We start from the raw sequence: 22,037 nt of genomic DNA, 5'->3' as shown, positions 1-22,037 counted from the left end.
GCGTCTTAGATCTTAAGTGTCAACCATTTTTCGCACATCGGTGCGAAAATATGAATTTTGCCCGTTATCAGTCCTTTCATTCCGCAATGTGATCTTGTCATTGCCCGAAATGCCATCATACTGTGCGATATCGCGTGGCCCAGCGGTCGCCATTTCCTGCAGACCCGGCCCCAACCCGTCCGCAAAGACCCAAGGGAGTATCGCATGGCGAGAATCGCCAAGGCCTCGACAAGCCGCAAACCCGCGAACGCCGCGGGCAAGATCAAGCCGGCTGACTTCGTTTCTGCTCTCGCACGCGGCATCGAGGTTCTGCGCCTCTTTTCCGAACATCAGCCGCAGGTCACGACCAGCGAGGTCGCCGAGCGTACCGGCCTCAGCCGTGCTGCGGCACGCCGCTTCCTGCTCACGCTGACAGAGCTCGGATACCTCAGCAATCAGCAGGAATCTTTCAGCCCGCTGCCCAAAATGCTTGAACTTGGCTATTCCTACCTCTCGACCTGGAACTTTCGGGAGATCGTTCAGCCCTATCTCGAGGAGGTGGTGCAGGAACTTTCGGAAAATTGCTCCTTCGCTGTGCTGGACGGATCCGACGTCGTTTATCTGTCCCGTGCAGAGGCCCGGCGGATCGTGCAGAGCGTCACGATCTCAGTGGGTACGCGGGTGCCGGCCGCTGTTTCTGCCCTCGGGCGAGTGCTGCTTGCACACCTGCCGCCCGCCGAACTGGATGAAATTCTCAACCCCGAACTTCTGAAACCGGTAACGCCGCGGACGATCACCGATCCCGTCCTTTTTGCAGAGCGTCTCGCGACGGTACGCGATCAGGGTTACGCGCTCGTCGAAGGGGAATTCGAGGAGGGTCTGATATCGGTTGCGGTGCCCGTTTTTGACGCCGAAGGGCGCGCTGTCGCGGCCATCAACGTCGGCACACCCATGACGCGGGCGAACGCCGAGCAGGTCAAATCGCAGTTTCTGCCAGCGATACAGCGCGCCGCAGAAAACATCAGCCGGGCCTTCGTCACGAGGTCAAGAAACGTGGATCACGAACTGGTAGTGCGACGCGGCTTCTCCGAAGGCTGAATGGCGTTATCGCGTTAACGAGGCATGGTTGCGAAATGGCGCAGTGATTTGGGATTTCAGGCGACAGAGGCTCCGCCCTCCATGTGTCGAAGGCCTCAGGACGATGGTATCCGGTGGTGATGGCGCTGCCGCGACGGGCGGGCAGAGAGAAACGGTTGTGCCTTGCGGAATGCACCGACGCGAAGCGCTGAAGCGGCCATTTGCGAATGTCACGGCGCTCTTCCAAACTCTAACAGCCCACTGAAAAAGTCTGCTGTGCGGAACGGTTTCCCCCCAAGCAAGGCTCGATGCTGCGTGGTGTGCGAGGATAGCAGTCCGAGTAGCCGCTTTCCGGCTCAGGCTGCGAGCAGTTTCGGCAGTCTGGCCAGGTTAGAGGCCGCCATCGCCAAGGTGAAGCGGGCGCGCACATGCTCGATGCCGCGATACAGGGTTTGAGTCATGCCGCCGACGGTCTTCACCCTGCCGAATGTTCCTCGATCTTCTTCCGGCGCCGCTGCGACTTGGCGTAGCCGGGGTACCGGGTGGTTCGGCCGTCGATGGCAGAGTGCCGGGACTTCCGGGCAACGTGCGGCGTGACGACCATCTGGCGCGGCTCGGCGACGAAGTCAGCGCTATCATGGCCGCGGTCTGCCGCCAGTGTCAGGCGCCGGGTCGATCCGGGCAAATGGCGGTGAAGCATGTCGACGGCGCCCCGGCGTTCGGCGTGGCCGTCTGCGCAGGTCAGGTCGGCCTGCATGGTCAGGCCGGAGCGGTTCTTTATCAGGCTATGTCCCATGAAGCACAACATGGCTCCGGTGCCAGGTGACTTCTTGAAGAGCCGGGCCTCCGGATCGGTCGTCGAGGCATGGGTCGCGTTGGAACGCCGCTCGCCACGGAAGTCGACTCGGCGTTGCGGTGGCAGCGTGTGGGGCGGGGCATCTCGTTGGGCTCGGCGGTGGACTGGTCAGGGGGAGATGTGGGCAGACCGCCCGGATCGTCGCCTCCGTCGGAGGTCGCGCTTTCCTTCGTGTGGAAGCTCTTCATCGACGCCCAGGCAGCACGACCTCCGCGATCGTGCGCGGAAGTCACCTTGATGGTGCTTGGCGAGCCGCTCGGACAGGTCCATGTTGCTCTTGGTCGTCGGGGGTCTTCGTATGGCTTGAGGTTGAAGCGTCGAAACTTCACCTCAATCCTTCACCTCGATGGCCACCCGATCCCAAACCGCTGGCGGCAGCGAAATTACTCCAGATCACCGGACAATAACGAAAATGGTCCTTATCGGAGGTGAATTTCATAGGGTCGATACCGTTCTGCCAAAGCTGGCGCGCCGCCACACTGCCGCGACGAATTCGTCCCATAGGACGTTCTTCCATCCAATGAATGGAACCCGCCATCAACCGGGGGAGCAAACAGCTAGAGGGGAAGAATGGACCCCATCAGGCCGCGCCTATAGATAGGGGTGGCGCGGATAGGTCAGCACCGCCTGAACCGGCCCGACCTCCACCACGCGGCTGGCATACATCACGACAACGCGGTCGGCGGCTTCCGCGATCACACCCGTGTCATGCGTAGCCTGTCGCGCCCCCTTATCTTGGTTCACCCCTCTTTCTGGACTTTGCGCTCTTCGCACGCTACGGACCCGCGCTAAATCTTCGGCAACCCGCCTCCCCGGGTATCCTAGCGAAGGGAAATACACATGACGACTTCTGACGGTCCGCCGGGAACGGTGGCCAGAATCTGGCTCTGGGTGCTCGGAGGCGTTCTCGCCGCAGCCGGGCTTTTCTTCATCATCGGGGGCGGCAAGCTCGTCACCCTCGGCGGAAGCTGGTATTTCCTGCTTGCCGGTGTCGGCCTGTTGCTTGCGGCGATCCAGATCGTCCGCGGCCGGCCCGCGGGCGCGTGGATCTTCCTTGCCACCTATGCCGCGACCGTCATCTGGTCGCTCTATGACGTAGGCCTGGACTACTGGGGCCTGATCTCCCGACTGCTCGCCATGACGATCGGGGCCGGGTTGGTTCTTGCCACCCTGCCGGTGCTGAACCGGGCGGACGGGCGGACAGCGCGTCCGTTCGGGCCGCTTGCCTGCGCGGTCGTGCTGCTGGCGGCAGGCGTCGCGGGCTTTGCCTCCATGTTCGCCATTCACCCCGAAGTCACGGCCTCCGCCCCGGCCGCGCGCCGGGTCGCCGTCACGCCCGAGACGCAGCAGCAGGACTGGGCGCATTACGGCAATGGCGCGACGAACGACCGGTTTGCGGCGCTTGATCAGATCAACGTGGACAACGTGGACCGGCTGGAGGTCGCCTGGACCTACCGGACGGGTGACATTCCGCTGTCCACCGGCTCGGGTGCCGAGGATCAGCTGACGCCGCTTCAGGTGGGCGACAAGGTCTTCCTCTGCACGCCCAAGAACAACGTGATCGCGCTCGACGCGGATACCGGCGCGCAGATCTGGCGCACGGACATCAACGCCACGGTGGGCGGGGTCTGGGAACGTTGCCGGGGCCTTGCCTACTTCGACGTGACGGCGCCCCTGCCCCAGCCGACCGCTCCGGCGGCCTCTCCCGTCCTGCCGGCAGTGCTTCCCGAAGGCGCGACCTGCGAACGCCGCATCATCATGAATTCGATCGATGCCCGGCTCTTTGCCATCGACGCCGACACCGGCGCGTTCTGCACGGAATTCGGCACAAACGGCGTGGTCGACCTGAAGGAGGGAATCGGCGACATCGCGAACAAGGCCTACTACACCCTCACCGCCGCCCCGACCGTGGCGGGAACCACCATCGTCATCGGCGGTCGAGTGGCGGACAACGTGCAGGTCGACATGCCGGGCGGCGTGATCCGCGGCTTCGACGTGATCACCGGCGCGCTCCGCTGGGCCTTCGACACCGGATCCGAGACGCCGAACAGGGTGCTTGCCCCCGGTGAGACCTATACCCGCTCCTCCGCGAACGTCTGGTCCGGGTCGAGCTATGATCCGGCGACCAACACGGTCTTCCTGCCGCTCGGCTCTCCCTCCGTCGACCTTTACGGTGTGACGCGAACGGCGATGGACCACAAATACGGTGCCACGATCCTCGCGCTCGACGCGACGACCGGGCAGGAGAAATGGGTCTATCAGACGGTCCACAACGACCTGTGGGATTTCGACATTCCCATGGCGCCGACCCTGATCGACTTCCCCCAACCGGACGGCAGCCGGATCCCCGCGCTGGTCGTGGCGACCAAGGCCGGCCAGATCTTCGTGCTCGACCGCGCGACCGGCCAGCCGCTCACCGACGTCGAAGAGCGGGCGGTCAAACCCGCCACGATCCCCAACGAACCCTACGCGCTCACCCAGCCCGTTTCGGTCGGCATGCCGCAGATCGGCGCACGGACGTTGACTGAATCGGACATGTGGGGGGCCACGCCGTTTGATCAGCTGATCTGCCGGATAAGCTTCAAGTCTATGCGTTACGAAGGGCTCTATACCGCGCCCGACGTCGATCTTTCGCTGAGCTTCCCGGGATCGCTTGGCGGCATGAACTGGGGCGGCGTGTCGGTCGACCCGAACAACGACCTCCTCTTCATCAATGACATGCGCCTGGGTCTCTGGGTGGAAATGGTGCCGCAGCAGCAGGACGCATCGCTGTCGGACGGCGGCGAATCTCCCAATGCCGGCATGGGTCAGGTGCCGCTTGGCGGGACGCCCTATGCGGTGGTCAAGAACCGGTTCCTCTCGCCCCTCGGCATTCCGTGCCAAAAGCCACCCTTCGGCACGCTGACCGCGGTGGACCTGAAGACCCGCAGCATCGCCTGGCAGGTTCCCGTGGGCACGGTGGAAGAAACCGGCCCGCTGGGAATGAAGATGGGGCTTCCGATCCCGGTGGGTCTGCCCACGCTGGGCGGAACGCTCGCCACGCAGGGTGGGCTCGTCTTCTTTGCAGGGACGCAGGACTACTACTTGCGCGCCTGGGACGCAGCCACGGGCAAGGAGATCTGGAAGGCCCCGCTTCCCGTCGGCAGCCAGGGCGGCCCGATGACCTATCTCTCGCCCAAGACCGGCAAGCAATATGTGGTCATCTCCGCCGGTGGCGCGCGCCAGTCGATGGACCGGGGCGATTACGTGATCGCCTTCGCGCTTCCCGACGCCTGATGTCATGCTCCTGTCCGGCCACAGGGCCGGGCAGGACCCCCCCCCGGTCGTGTCGCTCCGATCCGGCGGACCCCGCGCCGCCGGATCCGAACGGAACGCCCCAACCCCAGCCACCGAAAGGCCCCCATGGCGCCGCCTTCTCCCGAACCCGCTCGTGGCGGAAAGTCGGCCCCCCTCGCCGCCCTCCGGCGCGAGGCGGCGGACCTGTTGCAGGGACTGCGGGAGGCCGGTGTCTGGCTTGCCCGTCGCCCGCTTCACCTGTGGTTGCAGCTTGCGGTTCTGGCCCTGCTGTTCGCCGGGTGGTCCTGGCTTGGCAACACCCTGCCACGCGGTTTCTTTGCCACGCCGTCAGAAACCCTGCAGGCCCTCGGCACCCTTCTCCATGACCACCGTCAGGACTATCTCCGCGCGCTTGGCGCGACGCTCAAAATCTACTTCGGCGGGCTGGCCCTTGCGGCAGTGACGGGGATTCCGCTCGGGCTCGCCCTGGGCGCTGCACCGCTTCTGGGTCGGACAATGAACCCTTACCTCAACGCGCTCGCGGCAACGCCGCTCATTGCGCTGATGCCGCTGATCATCCTGTGGTTCGGGCTGGGGGACGCTGCGAAGGTGCTGATCGTGGCCCTGGGCGCGGTAATACCGATCCTCATCAACAGCTATACGGGCCTGCGGGGTGCCAGCCCCGCGCTGCGGGAAATGGCCCGCGCTTTTGGAATGTCGCGCGTTGCGCGGCTGCGCCACGTCCTGCTTCCGTCCGCGTTCCACCCGGTCATGGCCGGGCTGCGGCTTGGTGCGGTGAGCGGGCTTGTCACCGCCGTCATCGCGGACATCTACATGGCGATGACCGGCCTTGGCGCATTGCTCATCACCTACGGCAACAGTTTTCGCATGGGGCCGTATCTCGTCACCGTCCTTACGCTCGCCCTGATCGGTACCGCCACCACCGCGCTCATCTCCCTGATCGAACGCCTGCTCACCCCGCCTCCTTCCCGCAAGCGCCTGTTTCACTGAGGTCCAATGCCACCCGTCCTTCTCCGCACGCTGCTGATCGCGCTTCTTGGCGCGCTGTCCTTCGCCACCAGCGTGGCCGCCGCACCGTTCCGTATCATCGTGACCGACACGGAGGCGCCGCTCGTGCCCAATTCGCTGCTTAACCTCGCCGCGCAGGAGGGCTATTTCACGCGGGAAGGCGTGGAGGTGGAGCTCGTCTCCGTGCGCCAGACACCGATGGCCGTCGCCGCCCTGCAATCGGGGTCGGGGGAGATGGCAAACATCTCGCTCGAAGCCTTGCTCGCGCTGCATCGCGAAGGGGTGACCGATATCGTCGCGGTGCACTCCTCTGACAAATCCCTTCCCTTCGTGATCGCCGCCCGAAAGGATGTCACCCTCGACACGCTCACGGGTGGAACCTTCGGCATCGGCCAGCCGAACAGTCTTGACCACACACTGTCGGCCGCCGTGCTGGCGGCGCGTGGCGTGAGCCTCGACGCCCTGACCCTCGTGCCCATCGGCCAGCCTGCGGCCCGGGGGCAGGCGCTGATGGCAGGGCGCGTGGATGCCACGACCCTGTCGATCGGCAGCTATCTGTCGCTGCCCGACCGGAGCGGTCTTCACCTGCTGGTGGACGTGCAGGACTATTTCGCCGCCGCTCCCGTCGTGTCCAAGGTGAACGTGGTCAAACGCGTCACGCTGGAGACCCGCGCCGATGATCTGGACCGTATTCTGACCGCGCTGACCCGTGCGGCGCGCGACTTTGCGGCACGCCCCGAACTCTGGACCGCTGCGATGGCAAAGGCGCGCCCCGACGTATCGCACGAGACGCTGGAACAGCTCACCGGCTATTACGCCGGCAACTGGACCGTGAACGGCGGTGTGCAGCGGAGCGAGCTTCTTTTTGCCCAGACGTGGTATGAACGCGGCATGGACCAGAATTCGCGTTACATCGCCGATCCCGCACGCTGGCTGTCGCTTGCGCCCATGGACGGGGTGCTGAGGCGTCTTGGTGTCTCCGATCTTGGCGACACGCTGTCGCGCTGATCGGGATGGGGGAGCCGCTTCTTCTGGTCGACGGGCTTGGCCATCGCTACGACGGCCCGGTTCTGGACGGGATCACCTTCACACTTCGCCGTGGCGGGGTTACGGTCCTGCTCGGCCCGTCGGGTTGCGGCAAGACCACGCTTCTGCGGCTGATCGCCGGGCTGGAGCCTGTCCAGTCGGGCCGCGTCCTTATCGACGGCGCACCACCCCGCCCCGGTTTCGGCACGGCAATGGTCTTTCAGGACGCGCGCCTGCTGCCCTGGCGGACGGTGGCAGACAACCTTGCCGTGGTGATGCCGGCGGTCCCCCGACGCAGGCGCCCGGCCCGGATCGCCGCCCTGCTGGAGCAGGTCGGGCTGAGCGGCGCGGCCGATGCCTGGCCGGAGCAGCTGTCCGGCGGCATGCAGCAACGCCTCGCCCTCGCGCGCGTGCTGGCAACGGACGCGCCACTGATCCTGATGGACGAACCCTTTGCCAGCCTCGATGCACTGGCGCGCGAAGAGATGCAGGAGGTCACCCTTCGTCTGGCCGGAACGCAATCCGGGCGCGCCATCCTGTTCGTGACCCATTCGATCGAAGAGGCGCTGGTGATGGCGGATGACATCCTTCTGCTGTCGCCCCGTCCGGGCCGCGTCCGGCACGTCGTGACGCCCGCTCTCGGGCCACGCGGCGCGGGTCGACGCCACGCTCCGGCCTTTGCACAGACGGCGAACGACCTGCGGGACGCGCTGACCGACCCCATCGCACCGATACCACCGGCACCCTGACCCCCCGACAGTGCAGGGCGATTTCCTACGCTCCCGGCTCCTGCCGCCAGTTCCTGCACCGCGCCACGGCATCGGCAAACCTCATGCGACCGGCGGGCGCGACCATATTGATCGGTCGCAGGATTTCCGGGGGGCCTCCGCGCGGCATCGATATCGGCACCGCAGTTGTTGTCACATTAACAGGGCTTCGTTGAAAACTGATAGGGAGCTTCTGGATGTCAGGCGAGCGAGGCCGCGGCCTTCCATACGTCGCTGGGGGATCGCCAGCTTGCTCTGATAGGCGCGAATTCAGCCTGATCGGCGTCTTTCTGGCGCTATGACTCTGAAAATCCGCGAAGACATCGAGAACCGCAACGCTCTACCCATGATACCGATGCGCAAGAACCGGAAGGTTCGCAAGAGCGTCGACATGACCATCTCCACCCTGCGAAACATGGTCGAGCAGTGCTTCAACAAGATGAAGAACAGTCGCCGGCTCGCAACCCGCTACGACAAAGACTGCAGACAGCTTTCTCGGCTTCGTCGACATCGCCTGCATCAGGCTATGGCTCCACCATCTGTCAACATGACGTAGCGGCGTGCGGCGTTCATTGGCCACCCATTAAAGCATTCTGCCGGGTGGTCGGCTGAACTCGATGTCTGTGCCACTGCGGCTAGGGCCGGGGATTGGGTCGAGGTGAGTGATCCGGGGTCGGTTCCGACCTGCTGGCGATCACCATTCCGATATCCGGCGGCACCATCTTCTTCCAAGTTCAGCCCATGGGTTGACCTTGACTGAGGCTGTGCAAAAAGCACCTGTCGCGCAACCGTTGCCACTTCCCCGGAGGATGACATGAAATTCCGCTTTCCCATCGTCATCATAGATGAGGATTTTCGATCCGAGAACTCCTCGGGCCTGGGGATCCGCGCGATGGCGGAGGCCATCGAGAACGAGGGCTTCGACGTTCTTGGCGTGACCAGCTACGGCGATCTTTCGCAATTCGCCCAGCAGCAGTCCCGCGCCAGCGCGTTTGTACTCTCCATCGACGATGAGGAGTTCAGCCCGGGTCCGGACGACGACCCGGTGATCGAAAATCTGCGCAGCTTCATCCGCGAGGTGCGGCGCAAGAACGAAGATGTGCCGATCTACGTATACGGCGAAACCAAGACCAGTCGCCACCTGCCCAACGACATCCTGAGAGAGCTGCACGGCTTCATCCACATGTTCGAGGATACTCCGGAGTTCGTGGCCCGCCACATCATCCGCGAGGCCAAGAGCTACCTGGAAAGCATCCAGCCGCCGTTCTTCAAGGCGCTGCTCGACTATGCGGAGGATGGTTCATACTCCTGGCACTGCCCCGGGCATTCCGGAGGCGTGGCCTTCCTGAAAAGCCCCATCGGCCAGATGTATCATCAGTTCTACGGCGAAAACATGCTGCGCGCTGATGTCTGCAACGCGGTGGAGGAGCTCGGGCAGCTTCTCGACCACAACGGTGCGATTGGTGCCTCTGAGCGCAATGCCGCCCGCATATTCAACGCCGATCACTGCTTTTTCGTGACGAACGGCACATCCACATCCAACAAGATGGTCTGGCACCACACGGTTGCTTCAGGTGACGTGGTGGTAGTGGATCGCAACTGTCACAAGTCGATCCTGCACAGCATCATCATGACCGGCGCTGTGCCGGTATTCCTGCGGCCGACGCGCAATAACTTCGGCATCATCGGCCCTATCCCGCACAGCGAATTCGAGATCGAGTCCATCAAGGAAAAGATTCGCGCAAATCCCCTGCTGGAGGGCGTGGATCCGGAAACCGTCAAACCGCGGATCATGACGCTGACCCAATCCACCTATGATGGCGTGCTCTACAACACGGAAGTCATCAAGGGCATGCTGGACGGCTATGTGGATAACCTCCACTTTGATGAGGCGTGGCTTCCGCATGCGTCCTTCCATTCTTTCTACGGGCAGTTTCACGCGATGGGACGGAAGCGGCCTCGCGCGCGGCATTCGGTGACCTATGCCACCCAGTCCATCCACAAGCTGCTGGCAGGCATCAGTCAGGCGAGCCACGTGCTCGTTCAGGATTCGCAGGATACCAAGCTCGACCGGCACCTCTTCAACGAAGCCTATCTGATGCACACGAGCACCAGCCCCCAGTACAGCATCATCGCGAGCTGCGACGTGGCCGCCGCCATGATGGAGCCGCCGGGGGGCGCGGCGCTGGTGGAGGAGAGCATCGCCGAGGCGCTGGACTTCCGCCGCGCCATGCGAAAGGTCGATGCCGAATTCGGCGATGACGACTGGTGGTTTCAGGTCTGGGGACCGGAGGAACTGGAGGAGGAGGGTATCGGCCGCGCGAAGGACTGGGTACTCCGCCGGACCGACGCGGACGGCATCCATCCCTCCGACGGCGAGGAGTCATGGCACGGGTTCGGCGATATGGCGCCCGGCTTCAACATGCTCGATCCGATCAAGGCGACGATCGTCACTCCGGGGCTGAACCTTGACGGGAGGTTCGAAGCCACCGGCATACCGGCCTCGATCGTGACAAAATATCTGGCGGAACATGGCGTGGTGGTCGAAAAGACCGGGCTCTACAGCTTCTTCGTGCTGTTCACCATCGGCATCACCAAAGGCCGCTGGAACACCCTCTTGACGGCACTTCAGCAGTTCAAGGACGACTACGCCAAGAACAAGCCGATGTGGCGCACCATGCCGGAGTTCTGTGCCAAGCATCCACGGTACGAGCGCATGGGTCTGCGCGACCTCTGCCAGCATGTCCACGAACTCTACGCGCGCTACGATGTGGCCGTGCTGTCCACCGCGATGTATCTGAGCGAGCTTGTCCCAGCGATGAAACCGAGCGATGCCTTTGCCCATATCGCCCGCCGCACGACCCAGCGTGTCCCGATCGACGACCTTGAGGGGCGCATCACCACCAGCCTTGTCACCCCCTACCCGCCCGGCATCCCGCTGGTCATCCCCGGGGAGGTGTTCAATCGGCAGATCGTGGATTACCTGAAGTTCAACCGCGAATTCGCGAAGGAATGCCCTGGATTTGAAACGGATATCCATGGGCTGGTGCAGGAAGAGGACGAGAATGGCGAAGTCCAGTTTTACGCCGACTGCATTGCTGTCTGAACCATGATTTTGCTCGGGCACGGTAAGAAACCGCCGCGCCCGAGCCGCTCACCCACGAGAGCGCCCATCATAGGCATGAGTCGCTTGGCAACGACTGCCTTCTCCGCTACAAGTGCATCATTCACATGGACCCGGTTCAGTCCGGGTGGCTATTCCGGCCGCCGATCCGCCGGACAACGCATTCAAACGCGTCCGCTTCCATCAGATGAACAGCACACGACACTACCTGCGTCAGTGGCGGGAAAACCCTGTCCGCGAAGTTCTCGCCGGGTCGGTAGCGACCTTTGCCCTTATCCCTGAAGTCATCGCCTTCTCCTTCACCGCCGGGGTCGATCCGGCGGTGGGGCTTTATGCGTCCTTCGTCATCAGCATCATGATAGCCATTTTCGGCGGGCGCCCCGCGATGATCTCGGCGGCCGCCGGTTCTGTCGCGCTGGTGGTGGCACCGCTGGTGCGGGAGCACGGCGTTCAGTACCTTTTCGCCGCGGGACTGCTGGCGGGCGTGTTCCAGATCGCCTTCGGCTTCGCGCGGTTGGCGACGCTCATGCGCTATGTCTCCCGGTCGGTGCGGACAGGATTCGTCAACGCGCTGGCGATCCTGATCTTCGCGGCGCAACTGCCGCATATCGTTACCGCCGGTCCCACCGGATATGCGGTGATCGCGGCCGGTCTCGCGATCATCTACCTGACGCCCCGGTTTACCACCACCATACCCGCGCCGCTGATCTGCGTCGTGGCGCTGACAGCGCTGTGTTCCGCGATTGGAATCGATATTCCCCGTGTGGCCGACCTTGGCAGATTACCGGAAGGGCTGCCGGCATTCGCCCTGCCGGACGTTCCCCTGGGGCTCGATCTGCTCAACATCATTTTTCTTCCCGCTCTCGCTATCGCCATGGTGGGCCTGCTCGAAAGTCTGATGACCGCCGCTGTGGTGGATGATCGGACCGGGACACCTTCGGACAAGAACATGGAGGCGCGCGGTCTCGGAGTGGCCAATGTCGCAGCGAGCCTCTTCGGCGGGATCGCCGGCTGCGGCATGATCGGCCAAACGGTCTCCAACGTGAAGTATGGCGGGCGGGGCCGACTGTCGACCCTGGCCGCGGGCGGTGTGCTGCTCCTGCTGATGGTGACACTCCGGGATATCGTCGGGGAAGTTCCGGTCGCGGCCCTCGTCGCGATCATGATCATGGTTTCCATCGACACGCTGGACTGGGGTTCGCTCCGCCGTCTCCGCGAAACGCCTGTGCTCTCCAATCTGGTGATGCTGGCAACTGTCGCGATGACGCTGGTGAGCCATAACCTTTCGCTGGGCGTTCTTGTCGGCGTACTGATGAGCGGCGTCTTCTTTGCCGCCAAGGTCGCGCGAATGCAAAGCGTGCACCGCGACGGTGATGTCTATACCGTCGCGGGACAGGTATTTTTCGCCTCTGCCGACGCCTTCACCGAGGCCTTCGATCCGATCGACCATGATGGGCCGGTGGTCATCGATCTGACCAATGCAACCCTTTGGGATATAAGCGCTCTTTCGGCTCTGGAAAAGGTGAAGGCGCGTTTCGCACAACATGGGCTGGAGGTGACAATTCGGGGTCTCTCCACGGCCATCCCGTCTCGCCGATAGTCATTGCAGCAACGTGTTGAAATCCTCGATGGTCTTTCCGTTCCGCTCATTGGACGCGGCGAGGATCGCGCGTTTCAGAACTTCCGTATCGACATCGGCCGTCAGGCGGGGAGGAGTGACGCCGGGGGTTTGTTCGTAGTTCCACACGATCACGTCGATGTAGGCAGGTTGGCGGAAGTGCCAGCCGTTCTGCATGATTGACGTGATGATCGCCGGATAGGAGGTTGAGGGAGGGTGCGTCGACAACCAGGAAAGCAGATCGCTCTCCCCCACACTGATGTCCAGTCCTGCCTCCCGCAACCCCCGCAGCAGCCTTTCCGGTGTCTCAAACAAAGGCGGCTGCTGTTCACCGGGCAGGCATTCTATCGCGAAATCATGGACCGCTGTGTTGTTGCCCGCCGCTGGATCGCTGTCGGGGGCGCGATCCGGCGCGATCCGGTGCTCGAAGCGGAACTTGTGATTTCCCGGCTCCTTGCAGAGCAGGATAGCGTGGTCAAAGACGGTACGGGCCTCATCCTGCCGCAGCGCCGCCTGCGTCGTGGTGAGGAGGGTCGGCGTCACATTGGCACCGTTATCGGTCATGGAGCGCAGGGTGAGAAGCGTATCCATCGGGCTGGAAGGTCCGCCACTGCCCAGAATGGAGGCGAGTTCTATCACCACAGGTTCACCGGCCAGCATTTGACGCGGCGGGTTGGGGGGTTCGAAGGAGCTGATGGCGAGGTCCGCGACAGCTACCGCCTTTACCGTCGCCATACTCGTGTTATTTGTCGGAACTGCGTCGTTCCCAGCCCGGTCGGTGACATTGCCCGTCGCGTCTATCGTAAAGGGCGCACCGGCGAGGTAGATCAGATCGGCGGGCAGCATGGCGATCATTGTAAGCGTCCGGGTCTCTCCCGGACGGAGCATGCCGATTGTACAGGACAGCTTATCCGGAGATGGGGCGGCACAACCGGGTGGGGGTGAAAGAAACAGCGCCGACGCAGGCGGAACCTCAAGATCGAGGCTCGTCGCGAGCGAAGGATTTGGCCCGTGATTGACGATGACGGCGGCGTAGGTCACAGGCGTTCCCGCAGCGACCGGATCGGGCGCGGCAGTGAGCGTCAGTTCAAGATCGGTGCGCCGCATTTCCTGCTGCATCCGGTCCAAATCTTCCTGCGTCGGACTGGTTTCCGCATTGCGCACGATGGCACCACTCGCCCCGGCGCCAAACTGGTGAAAGTTCAGTGCAACCCGGTTCCAATCGTTATCGCCGGCGAGGAGACTGTTTAACGCGGTATTGGCACAGCCGGGAGCACCCGTAGCGGGGGCGGTCGCGGTTGCGGGTATGCCGTTGTCGATATTGATCCCCGCCCCTGTGGGCAGGGAGGCATCGCCCGTCCAGTCCGGCAGCGTATTCGCGCCCACGGTAGTGATCTGGCTCTGTCCGTTCATGAACACGATGGAGTTGCTCGCATCGGCCGGATCGACGGCCAGCGCCTCCTTCAAGGCGTTTTCCAAAAGCGGTAAAAGCGGAGCGGTTGCACGCGTCGATCCGTTGAGCGCGGTCCGGGGGGGCGAGTAGTCGAGAATCCTGCCGCCCGTAACCTGCGGAATACCGCTCTGCAAGTTATAGTTCATCACCGAAATGTAGTTCGGTTTGCAGTTCATGGAGTTTGAGCCTCCATGTTGCAGATTCAGGTTATGCCCAAGCTCATGCATCACCGTCCCCGCGTCCAGATTGTGAGAGATGAAGTCGTTGCCCCCTATCTCTCCCTCTCCGCCGGCACAGGAGAGCGGCGGCGCGGGAGGCGGAGGGTTTGGCGGGGCGGCCGCCTGTATGGCGTAGTGAAACACCCATGCCCGATTGGGATTGAACTGTGCGGCCTTGATAGCGGCAAAATTGCCGTCCAGCCCGCAGGCGCGCGTTGCCGCGGTAATGGTGACGACCGTGCCTCCGCCCAGATTGTCACCTACCAGGCATTGCGGATCAGCAGAGTCAACCAGACCGTCGCCATCATCATCGATACCGTTGCCGCAATCACCGACACCCACCTCCCGACTGGCGTCGAGATAGAAGCAACTGCCATCCTGGCCGTCCGTCAATCCATCACCATCGTCATCGATGCCGTTCGTGCAGGTACCGGCTCTACCCGCCTCATCCGCGCCCGCATCGAAAAGCGCGCCCGCATCGACATGAAGGTTTATCCCGGTCGTGCCGTCGGGATTGGGCCGCGGTGCAGCAGCAAAGGCCCGTTTCATGGCATTGATACCGTCCCGTGTGGGCGGCCGACCGGCTTCGTAGTCAAGCTCAAGGAAAATATCCTGATGCTGCGGGTCAGCCCCCATGCCGGGAAGGTCGATATCGACTGTACCATCGCCATCGGCATCTAGCCCCGAAATCTCCCATGTGTCCAAAAGTCCGTCGCCATCGGCATCGCCGGAAGCGGAGATCGTGGAGATGTCGAAGCAGACGCGGACCGGGTAGTAATCATCGTCGTCTGTATCCACCCCGTCGCCAGTGGCGCAGCTTGTCGCTGTATCTCCCGACCAACGACCGGTGGCGAGATCAAGAACCAGATCGAGGTTGTTGTGATCGTATTGAGGAGACGAATCTGCAATGTCGTCACCGCTCGTGCTGTCGTGGTCCCAGATCTGGATTGTGATGGGCACCACAGACGTGACCGAATCGTCCACCGTGCCGGTGACAGTCCAGAATGGCTGGATTTTCTGCTGATCGTCATCTGCTCTGGGCGTGTCAACCTGCACCCCATTGATGAACACGCGTGCATAAAAGTCCGGCCAATCTTCACCTGCGGCCTCTATCCCAGCGGCGTCGCACTCCTCGTTTTGCGTACACTCGACAGAGGTTATGGTCACCGTGACTGGCACGGGCCGCGCACCTGCAGGAAGGATCTCAAGTGCCGAACACGCCAGAAAAATCTTCGCAGAATGCAAACCAGTGGAAAAACACGCCATTGCACTCAATCCATCTAAAAAGAATTCGCACAATAATGTTCTATAGGATTGCAGAATATATACTAACGGTCGCAATAATGATAATGATTCTTCTACAATATTGAAACAAAATATCGCCTACCTGAAGTATCGTTAATAACGAATACTATCAGGAGCTTAATTTTGCGCTCATCCCTTACGAAATTTTTGAAATGCAAAGACGCCGACCCTTTGTTTGGATCGGCGTCTTGAAGAATATCAAGCTCAGAGAGCTAATGTGATCACGCTTGCTTGCGACGACGAAGCACCGCGAGACCACCCACACCGCCCATCAGAAGCAGGGCTGTGGCGGGAAGCGGGACAACACTCGCGCGTACTTCGATCTGGCTGATTGCTCCGTCAACCGCATCGGCGGTATCGGAGGAGCTGATCATGAACTGAAGCGCTCCAAGATTGCCGAAGTCAAAGCCGGCGTCGCCCGTGAACTCGCTGAAGTAAAGATTGGGATTATAGCCCGGAGCCAGCAGTTCGTTGTAGGTGACGGTTTTGCCGGTCATGTCCCAAGCCGTGACACTGAAGGCGGCGAGATGGTCGAACACGATATTCGCCGGCGCGGCAAAGTAGAAGTAGGGGTTCCGCCCGATGTTCAGGTTCACACCGCCAAGACCGGTGGTCGCAACGTTAACACCGTCGCCGTCGATGCCGTCATAGGTCATCCAACCCGTGCCGCGCGCGCCAGCCACGTTAGAGAACTTCAGGTTCCCGCCCGTAACGCGCATTTCGGAGGTGGCCGTGTTGTTGCCATCGGCCTTGGTGTTCCGAACAGCAAGATCGCGAGCGCCACCCAGAATACCCATGTCCGCTAGTTCGGAAGCATTGGGGTTGTCGCTGGTGGGGCCATCCTGAACCCACTGCTCAGAGGAAAAGCTGTCCAGAACGAGGGTCACCGCAGATGCGGGGACGCCCGTAAGAAGAAACGCCGTGGATGCTGCGGCGCCGAGGAATTTAAATACCATTGGATACCTCCTAGGGTGTGACAACCGATCAAAAGTGCTTAACCATCTAAACCTATAAATGATTAATGCGCGAGTCTTTTTGACAAAAGTTTTGCAAAATCAGCGTCCAATCTAAAAATGCCTACGGATTGTCCACTTGCATCGGAACGGCGGGGCGCTGCGGCGCAGGAATTTCTTTAGAAATTATGGTGGAACGACTCACGTCGACTTGAACGCGATGAGGCATCAGCGACGGCCTCAAGCCAACCACGCCTTCAACCGGAAAATTTCGCATTGTAATCAATAAAGAAACATTGCATCCCCGGTGATCCGGCAAAAATCGCGCCGGAAATCGGCGAGATCGCCCCTTCACCACTGGACTGATCAGTCACCGAATAGCCGAGACTGGATGCGGCGGCGCAGCAGTGAAATTCGCGAGCTGCTCAAAAAATCACGCTCGTTTCCGAGACAATTACACAACCATTGGGGGATTGTCGCGCAAAACCGCGCATTGGGATCATCATCGTCGGCAGCAAAATGCCGAAATGTCAGACATGATTGAAGTTGGGCTTCTTAGGGCAGGCATTGCCAGTTATCCAGCAATCACTCGACCCGAATTCGCAATCTTCTGCTGCCTGCTGCCCTCTCAGACACATACCGACGAGCCGACGTTGCCGACCCTCGGGCCGGCAACTCCGTGATGCGTTTGACCTTCTTCAACCGACTGCTTCGCCCCGGTGACAGCAGCCGACCAAGATCTGAATGGAGCCTTCATGTCCTTTTTGAATCCTGCTCGCTCAAAGTTGCTGGAGATATTCGCGCTGAACGGAGCAATGGTCCGGGGAAGTGGCGCGCGTCTCTTTGACGAAAACGGAGAAGAGTATCTCGACTTCCTCTCCCAGTACGGTGCGCTGCCCTTCGGGCATAATCCTGAGCGCGGTTGGGCGGCCTTGCGGGCAGCTCAGGCGGCCCAGATGCCGTCTCTGATCCAGCCCCTCCATTCGGCGGAGGCTGAGCGGCTGGCTGAGCGGCTGGCTGAGGTCACGCCGGGTGACCTTTCCGTCACGACGCTTGCCAACAGCGGAGCGGAGACGGTGGAGGCCGCGATAAAGCTCGCACGGATAAGGAGCGGTCGCGCGTTGATCCTGTCCACCCGGAACGGTTTTCACGGCAAGACGCTCGGCGCGCTTTCAGCTACGGGAAAATCGCTTTATCAGCAGGGGTTTAACGCGCCTGCCCCCGATTTCGACTACGTTCCCTACGGCGATCTTGCCGCTCTCGAAGCGCGCCTTGTCGCATCTGCGGATGGTATCGCGGCTTTCATCTTCGAACCCATTCAGGGAGAGGGCGGCGTGGTCTGCCCGCCCGAGGGTTACGCAGAAGCAGCGATCGCCCTTTGCCGAAAGCATGGCGTCCTGACGATTCTCGATGAAATTCAGACCGGCCTGGGGCGTACCGGCGAGCTGTTCGCCTGTTCGAGCTTCCAGGAAGTGCCCGACATGCTGCTGCTCTCCAAGGCACTCGGCGGCGGCTTGATGCCGATTGGAGCCTGCATCGTACGCCCTTCCGCGTGGGATGACCGTTTCGGGCGGCTCCATAGTTCCACTTTCGCCAACAATGCACTGGCTGCCACTGTTGCCCGCGCGACGCTCGATCAACTGCTGGAGGATGATCAGGCGCTGGTTCGGCGCGTGGCGGAGAACGGCACCTACATCCGGGCGCGGCTTGAAGAATTGCAGCGCGCCTATCCCGACGTGATCCGGGAGGTCCGCGGCCGCGGATACATGCTCGGTCTGGAGTTCCAGCCGCTCGAGGAGCGTCGCAATTCGGCCATCATGGCGCACGCCGGCTTCAACGGAGGCGTGACGGCGCTTATCGCCTCTTATCTCGTCAACGTGCAGAAGGTGCTGACGGCTCCGCTGTTCAATGACAGCCGCGTTCTGCGGCTACAACCGCCGCTCATCCTCGGTCGTGACGGGCTCGACAAGGCGGTGGCGGCGCTCGAAGCGGTCTGCCGGATCATCCATGAGAACGACTACTACTCCCTCGTGCGCCACCTCATCGCGCGGAGGAGCGGGGATCTTGCCGAAGAAGTGCCGCAGATGGCACCGCAGACGGCAGTGGTGCCGAAGGGCAGCCTTGTCCCGGGCCGCTTCGGTTTCGTGATCCACTACACCGAGGACGAGGATATCTTCCGCTCCGACGCCTCCTTGCGACAATTCAGCGAGGAAGAACTGGCAAGCTGGAAGGCGTGGGTGAAGGGGCTTGGACCGGGCATCGTGCACCAAATTCCCGACGTCACCTCCCGCGCGGGCAAGGTTGCATCCGGCTGGCTGCTTTCGGTTCCGATGCTGCCCGGTGACATGCGCGGCAAAGGAAAGGCCGAAGCGCGCCAGATGATCGCGGAAGCGGTGGCCATCGCCGGGGAACAGGGCGCATGCCGTGTCGGTCTCGGTGCCTTCACCTCGATCGTCACGCGTGGGGGTGAAACCGTAACGGGGCGGGGTGTGCCCATCACCAGCGGGAACACGCTGACCACCGTCTCCGCAGTGAAGGCGATCACCCAGCTCTGCCGTCGCACCGGCATTGCCCTCGAGGATGCCCATGTGGTCGTCGTGGGCGCATCGGGAGCGATCGGGCGGCTTGGAGCCATGCTGCTTGCCCGCCGGGCCGGACGCATGACGCTGGTGGGGAACGCCCGCAATCCCTTTGCGCCGCGCCTGCTCTCCAAGGTCGCCGACGACATCCTTGCCTCGCTCGCCAGAAGCCCGCGCACCGATGCATGGACGCCGGGGCGGCTGGCGCGCTCTGTCCGCCAGATGGACACGGAGAAGACGATCCACGTTCCGCCGAAAGCGAAAGCGGGTCACGCACACGCCCTCTCCTGGACGACCGATCTGGAACCGGCACTGGCGGATGCGGATGTCGTGCTCGTGGCGACGAGTTCGGATACCGTGCTTGTCGATCCGCGGCGGCTGAAGCCCGGAACCCTGGTCTGCGATGTGGCGCGTCCGCCGAACGTGCAGAAAGCTGATCTGCGCGGCACTGGCGTGATGGTCTTTGATGGCGGTCTCGTGCGCCCACCGGGAGAAGTGGACCTCGGGCCTTTCCAGACGCTGCCTGCCAACATCGCCTGGGGTTGTCTGAGCGAGACGATGCTTCTGGCTCTCTCTGGTCAGGAACGAGACTTCAGCATCGGCTCCACACTCACCCTGGCGGATGCCGACCTGCTCTCGGCTCTGGCTGAGGAACATGGCTTCGAGCCGGCGCCTGCCCAGTGGTATGGCGATATGGTGACAGATGCGGAAATAAACGCTTTCGCCGCTCAGTTCCGCCGGAAAGCCGTCGACCGGGTCGGTGGACGGGCGGGTGTGCCTCCGTACTCTGAGCATTCCCTGTCCTCCCTCGTCGCCGATAATGGCATCCGCAACCGGTCCGATCGTTTCTGGTAAGGTTGCCGCATCACCGGGCCATGGACAAACCGGCTGTCTGTGCGCACAACTGGCCGCTGCGTGGCGCATTCGATACGCGCCACGGAGAGGGAGAGAGGGCCGGGATGATGCAAAGACGCCAGACTGATGCCGCGTTGACGGAACCTGTCGGTTACATGCGCCGGACGCGGGACTGGTATCTTGGCCTCGGCTATGAGAGGCCCTACGAATGGGCGCACCATCCCGACGCGCCCTTTACTCCGCTGACCGTTCCATTGGCCTTGAGCACGGTCACCCTCATCACCACAGCCGTGCCCTACGATGCGGCCAAGGGTCCGCAGGGACAGGGTGCGCCGTACAATTCCGCGGCGAAGTTCTACGAGGTCTATTCCCTCCCCACCGCCACAGACCCGGACCTGCGGATCGCCCATGTCGGCATTGACCGGAAGAATGCCGACATGACCGATCAGGGCGCGTGGTTCCCTCTGGTGGCGCTGCGACAGGCGGCTCCGCGCATCGGGCGGATCGCCCCCCGGTTTCACGGCGCTCCGACCAACCGCAGCCAACGCCACACCATGGAGGTGGATGCGCCGGAGATACTGGCCCGCTGCCGGGAGGATGGCGTGACCGCCGCCATTCTCGTGCCGAATTGCCCCGTCTGCCATCAGACGGTCACGCTCGTGGCCCGGCATCTGGAGGAAAACGGCATCGCCACCGTCATCATGGGCGCGGCGAAGGACATCGTGGAGCATGCCGGCGCCCCGCGTCTGCTGTTCAGCGACATGCCGCTCGGCAATGCGGCGGGGCGTCCCAACGACCCTGAATCGCAACTGCGTAACCTTCATCGCGCCCTCGACATGCTGGAACACGCGCCCGGACCTCGGACGACAATGCACTCGCCGGAGACGTTTTCACCCGATCCGGGCTGGAAGCTCGATTACTCTAACATTCACAGCCGCACCCAAGATGAAGTCGCCGTCCTGCGGGCCGAAGCGGAGAGAGCGCGGCTGACTGCCCGGCGGGTCAGGGCCGAGACGCTGGGGGCACCCTGAACACCGGCCGGCCGCCGCGTTCAGAACTCGACGCCCGCTTGTGCGCGGATACCATTGCGGAACGGATGTTTCACGGCCTGCATCTCGGTTACCAGATCGGCAACCTCGATCAATTCGGATTTCGCGTTCCGTCCGGTGAGCACGACATGCGTCATCGGGGGTTTTTCATCCCGAAGGAACGCCACCACCTCCGCGATGTCGAGATAATCGTAGCGGAGCGCGATATTGATCTCGTCGAGGAGCACCATACGGATCGAGGGATCGCGGATCATCTCTTTCGCCTTTTCCCACGCCGCCCCCGCGGCAGCGCGATCGCGGGCAAGGTCCTGCGTCTCCCACGTGAAACCCTCGCCCATGGTGTGGAACCGGCAGAGGTGGCCGAAGCTGCCGGTCAGCAGATCGCGCTCCCCGGTGGTCATCGCGCCCTTGATGAACTGCACCACGGCGGTTGGCATGCCATGGGCGATGGAGCGCAGCACCATGCCGAAGGCGGAGGAGGACTTGCCCTTCCCCGGACCCGTAAGAACGATCACCAGCCCCTTCTCTCCGGTCCGTTGGGCCATCATGCGGTCCCGCGCTGCCTTGATGCGCGCCTTTTTCTCCGCATGGGCGGCGGCTTCCTCCGGCGTGATGGTGTCATCGGGCACGGCACTCTCCTTGACTTCCGGCGCGCGGCGTGGCTTGGCTGTCCGCATCGCTGGTTCCTGCCATATGGCAGGCTAAGAGGGAATGCGACAGGCTTCACCGCCCCAACGCAGCCGCCCCCGCGACCGTGACCGGAGAGGTCGCCCGCAGAGCCACTGGGAAACCGGGAAGGCGGGGCGCCCGCTAGGGGAAACCCTGACATCCGCAAGCCGGGAGACCTGCCGCGATCTGCCGCCCCCAGGGCGG

The 22,037-nt window shown here is 62.6% G+C and carries 13 protein-coding genes, 2 pseudogenes, 1 riboswitch and 1 other annotated feature; of the genes and pseudogenes, 10 read left to right on the top strand and 5 right to left on the bottom strand.

The annotated features are described in order from the left end of the window. The first annotated feature begins 204 nt into the window (after positions 1–204). Complete coding sequence (locus CG51_RS09625; protein WP_051930345.1) at positions 205–1,077, top strand: IclR family transcriptional regulator domain-containing protein; 873 nt, start codon at positions 205–207, stop codon at positions 1,075–1,077. 335 nt (positions 1,078–1,412) lie between these two features. On the opposite strand, the pseudogene CG51_RS19515 reads toward CG51_RS09625, so the two are convergent. Beyond that, positions 1,413–2,112, bottom strand: a pseudogene (locus CG51_RS19515) (transposase); the annotation flags it as partial. 391 nt (positions 2,113–2,503) lie between these two features. Further along, entirely contained in the window at positions 2,504–2,656 is a 153-nt protein-coding gene (locus CG51_RS20020) for a hypothetical protein (protein WP_233141222.1), read from the bottom strand. Positions 2,657–2,752: 96 nt separating this feature from the next. Between CG51_RS20020 and CG51_RS09615 the strand changes: the two genes are divergently transcribed. The 7 genes and pseudogenes from CG51_RS09615 (at position 2,753) to CG51_RS09585 (ending at position 12,734) form a co-directional block, all read left to right on the top strand. Beyond that, positions 2,753–5,188: a membrane-bound PQQ-dependent dehydrogenase, glucose/quinate/shikimate family gene (locus CG51_RS09615; RefSeq protein ID WP_035744322.1), complete on the top strand. Its 2,436-nt coding sequence runs from the start codon at positions 2,753–2,755 to the stop codon at positions 5,186–5,188. A 126-nt stretch (positions 5,189–5,314) separates the two neighbouring features. Next, positions 5,315–6,199, top strand: coding sequence for an ABC transporter permease (locus CG51_RS09610; protein WP_051930343.1), 885 nt, complete (start codon positions 5,315–5,317; stop codon positions 6,197–6,199). A gap of 6 nt (positions 6,200–6,205) precedes the next feature. Continuing rightward, a complete protein-coding gene (locus CG51_RS09605) occupies positions 6,206–7,225 on the top strand; it encodes an ABC transporter substrate-binding protein (RefSeq protein ID WP_035744319.1) in 1,020 nt (339 codons plus the stop codon). Between the two features lie 5 nt (positions 7,226–7,230). After that, positions 7,231–7,992 carry an ABC transporter ATP-binding protein gene (locus CG51_RS09600; protein ID WP_051930341.1) on the top strand — a complete coding sequence of 254 codons (762 nt, stop codon included), beginning with the start codon at positions 7,231–7,233 and terminating at the stop codon, positions 7,990–7,992. Between the two features lie 325 nt (positions 7,993–8,317). Further along, a pseudogene (locus tag CG51_RS09595) lies at positions 8,318–8,561 on the top strand (transposase); the annotation flags it as partial. 263 nt (positions 8,562–8,824) lie between these two features. After that, entirely contained in the window at positions 8,825–11,116 is a 2,292-nt protein-coding gene (locus tag CG51_RS09590) for an arginine/lysine/ornithine decarboxylase (RefSeq protein ID WP_035744317.1), read from the top strand. Between the two features lie 124 nt (positions 11,117–11,240). After that, positions 11,241–11,295, top strand: a sequence feature (sul1 is cis-regulatory element that is thought to sense ions involved in sulfur or methionine metabolism; They are found in Alphaproteobacteria). Positions 11,296–11,321: 26 nt separating this feature from the next. Continuing rightward, the gene (locus CG51_RS09585; protein ID WP_035744423.1) at positions 11,322–12,734 is read left to right on the top strand and encodes a SulP family inorganic anion transporter; all 1,413 of its coding nucleotides are present in this window, start codon (positions 11,322–11,324) and stop codon (positions 12,732–12,734) included. Here CG51_RS09585 and CG51_RS09580 read toward each other — a convergent pair whose 3' ends face one another. Together CG51_RS09580 and CG51_RS09575 are read right to left on the bottom strand one after the other, a co-directional pair. Further along, complete coding sequence (locus CG51_RS09580) at positions 12,735–15,602, bottom strand: DUF11 domain-containing protein (RefSeq protein WP_143412900.1); 2,868 nt, start codon at positions 15,600–15,602, stop codon at positions 12,735–12,737. A gap of 347 nt (positions 15,603–15,949) precedes the next feature. Further along, a complete protein-coding gene (locus CG51_RS09575; RefSeq protein ID WP_035744314.1) occupies positions 15,950–16,684 on the bottom strand; it encodes a VPLPA-CTERM sorting domain-containing protein in 735 nt (244 codons plus the stop codon). 752 nt (positions 16,685–17,436) lie between these two features. Here CG51_RS09575 and CG51_RS09570 point away from each other — a divergent pair. Together CG51_RS09570 and CG51_RS09565 are read left to right on the top strand one after the other, a co-directional pair. Continuing rightward, positions 17,437–20,115, top strand: coding sequence for an aminotransferase class III-fold pyridoxal phosphate-dependent enzyme (locus CG51_RS09570; RefSeq protein ID WP_051930339.1), 2,679 nt, complete (start codon positions 17,437–17,439; stop codon positions 20,113–20,115). A 104-nt stretch (positions 20,116–20,219) separates the two neighbouring features. Further along, complete coding sequence (locus CG51_RS09565) at positions 20,220–21,146, top strand: glycine reductase (protein ID WP_035744311.1); 927 nt, start codon at positions 20,220–20,222, stop codon at positions 21,144–21,146. Positions 21,147–21,166: 20 nt separating this feature from the next. On the opposite strand, the gene cobO is transcribed toward CG51_RS09565, so the two are convergent. Next, entirely contained in the window at positions 21,167–21,793 is a 627-nt protein-coding gene (gene cobO, locus CG51_RS09560; RefSeq protein ID WP_035744421.1) for a cob(I)yrinic acid a,c-diamide adenosyltransferase, read from the bottom strand. Positions 21,794–21,826: 33 nt separating this feature from the next. After that, positions 21,827–22,031, top strand: a riboswitch (cobalamin riboswitch). Positions 22,032–22,037: the final 6 nt, after the last annotated feature.

Source organism: Haematobacter missouriensis (genome assembly GCF_000740775.1).
Taxonomy (GTDB): Bacteria; Pseudomonadota; Alphaproteobacteria; order Rhodobacterales; family Rhodobacteraceae; genus Haematobacter; species Haematobacter missouriensis.
The sequence above is the reverse complement of the archived record's forward strand: the minus strand, read 5'-3'. Positions and strand labels throughout refer to the sequence as shown.

Coding starts and splice junctions, on each gene's coding strand:
- CG51_RS09590 (WP_035744317.1), top strand. CDS start 8,825: ATGAAATTCCGCTTTCCCATCGTCATCATAGATGAGGATTTTCGATCC.
- CG51_RS09610 (WP_051930343.1), top strand. CDS start 5,315: ATGGCGCCGCCTTCTCCCGAACCCGCTCGTGGCGGAAAGTCGGCCCCC.
- CG51_RS09605 (WP_035744319.1), top strand. CDS start 6,206: ATGCCACCCGTCCTTCTCCGCACGCTGCTGATCGCGCTTCTTGGCGCG.
- CG51_RS09570 (WP_051930339.1), top strand. CDS start 17,437: ATGTCCTTTTTGAATCCTGCTCGCTCAAAGTTGCTGGAGATATTCGCG.
- CG51_RS09600 (WP_051930341.1), top strand. CDS start 7,231: ATGGGGGAGCCGCTTCTTCTGGTCGACGGGCTTGGCCATCGCTACGAC.
- CG51_RS09625 (WP_051930345.1), top strand. CDS start 205: ATGGCGAGAATCGCCAAGGCCTCGACAAGCCGCAAACCCGCGAACGCC.
- CG51_RS09575 (WP_035744314.1), bottom strand. CDS start 16,684: ATGGTATTTAAATTCCTCGGCGCCGCAGCATCCACGGCGTTTCTTCTT.
- CG51_RS09565 (WP_035744311.1), top strand. CDS start 20,220: ATGATGCAAAGACGCCAGACTGATGCCGCGTTGACGGAACCTGTCGGT.
- CG51_RS09585 (WP_035744423.1), top strand. CDS start 11,322: ATGAACAGCACACGACACTACCTGCGTCAGTGGCGGGAAAACCCTGTC.
- CG51_RS09615 (WP_035744322.1), top strand. CDS start 2,753: ATGACGACTTCTGACGGTCCGCCGGGAACGGTGGCCAGAATCTGGCTC.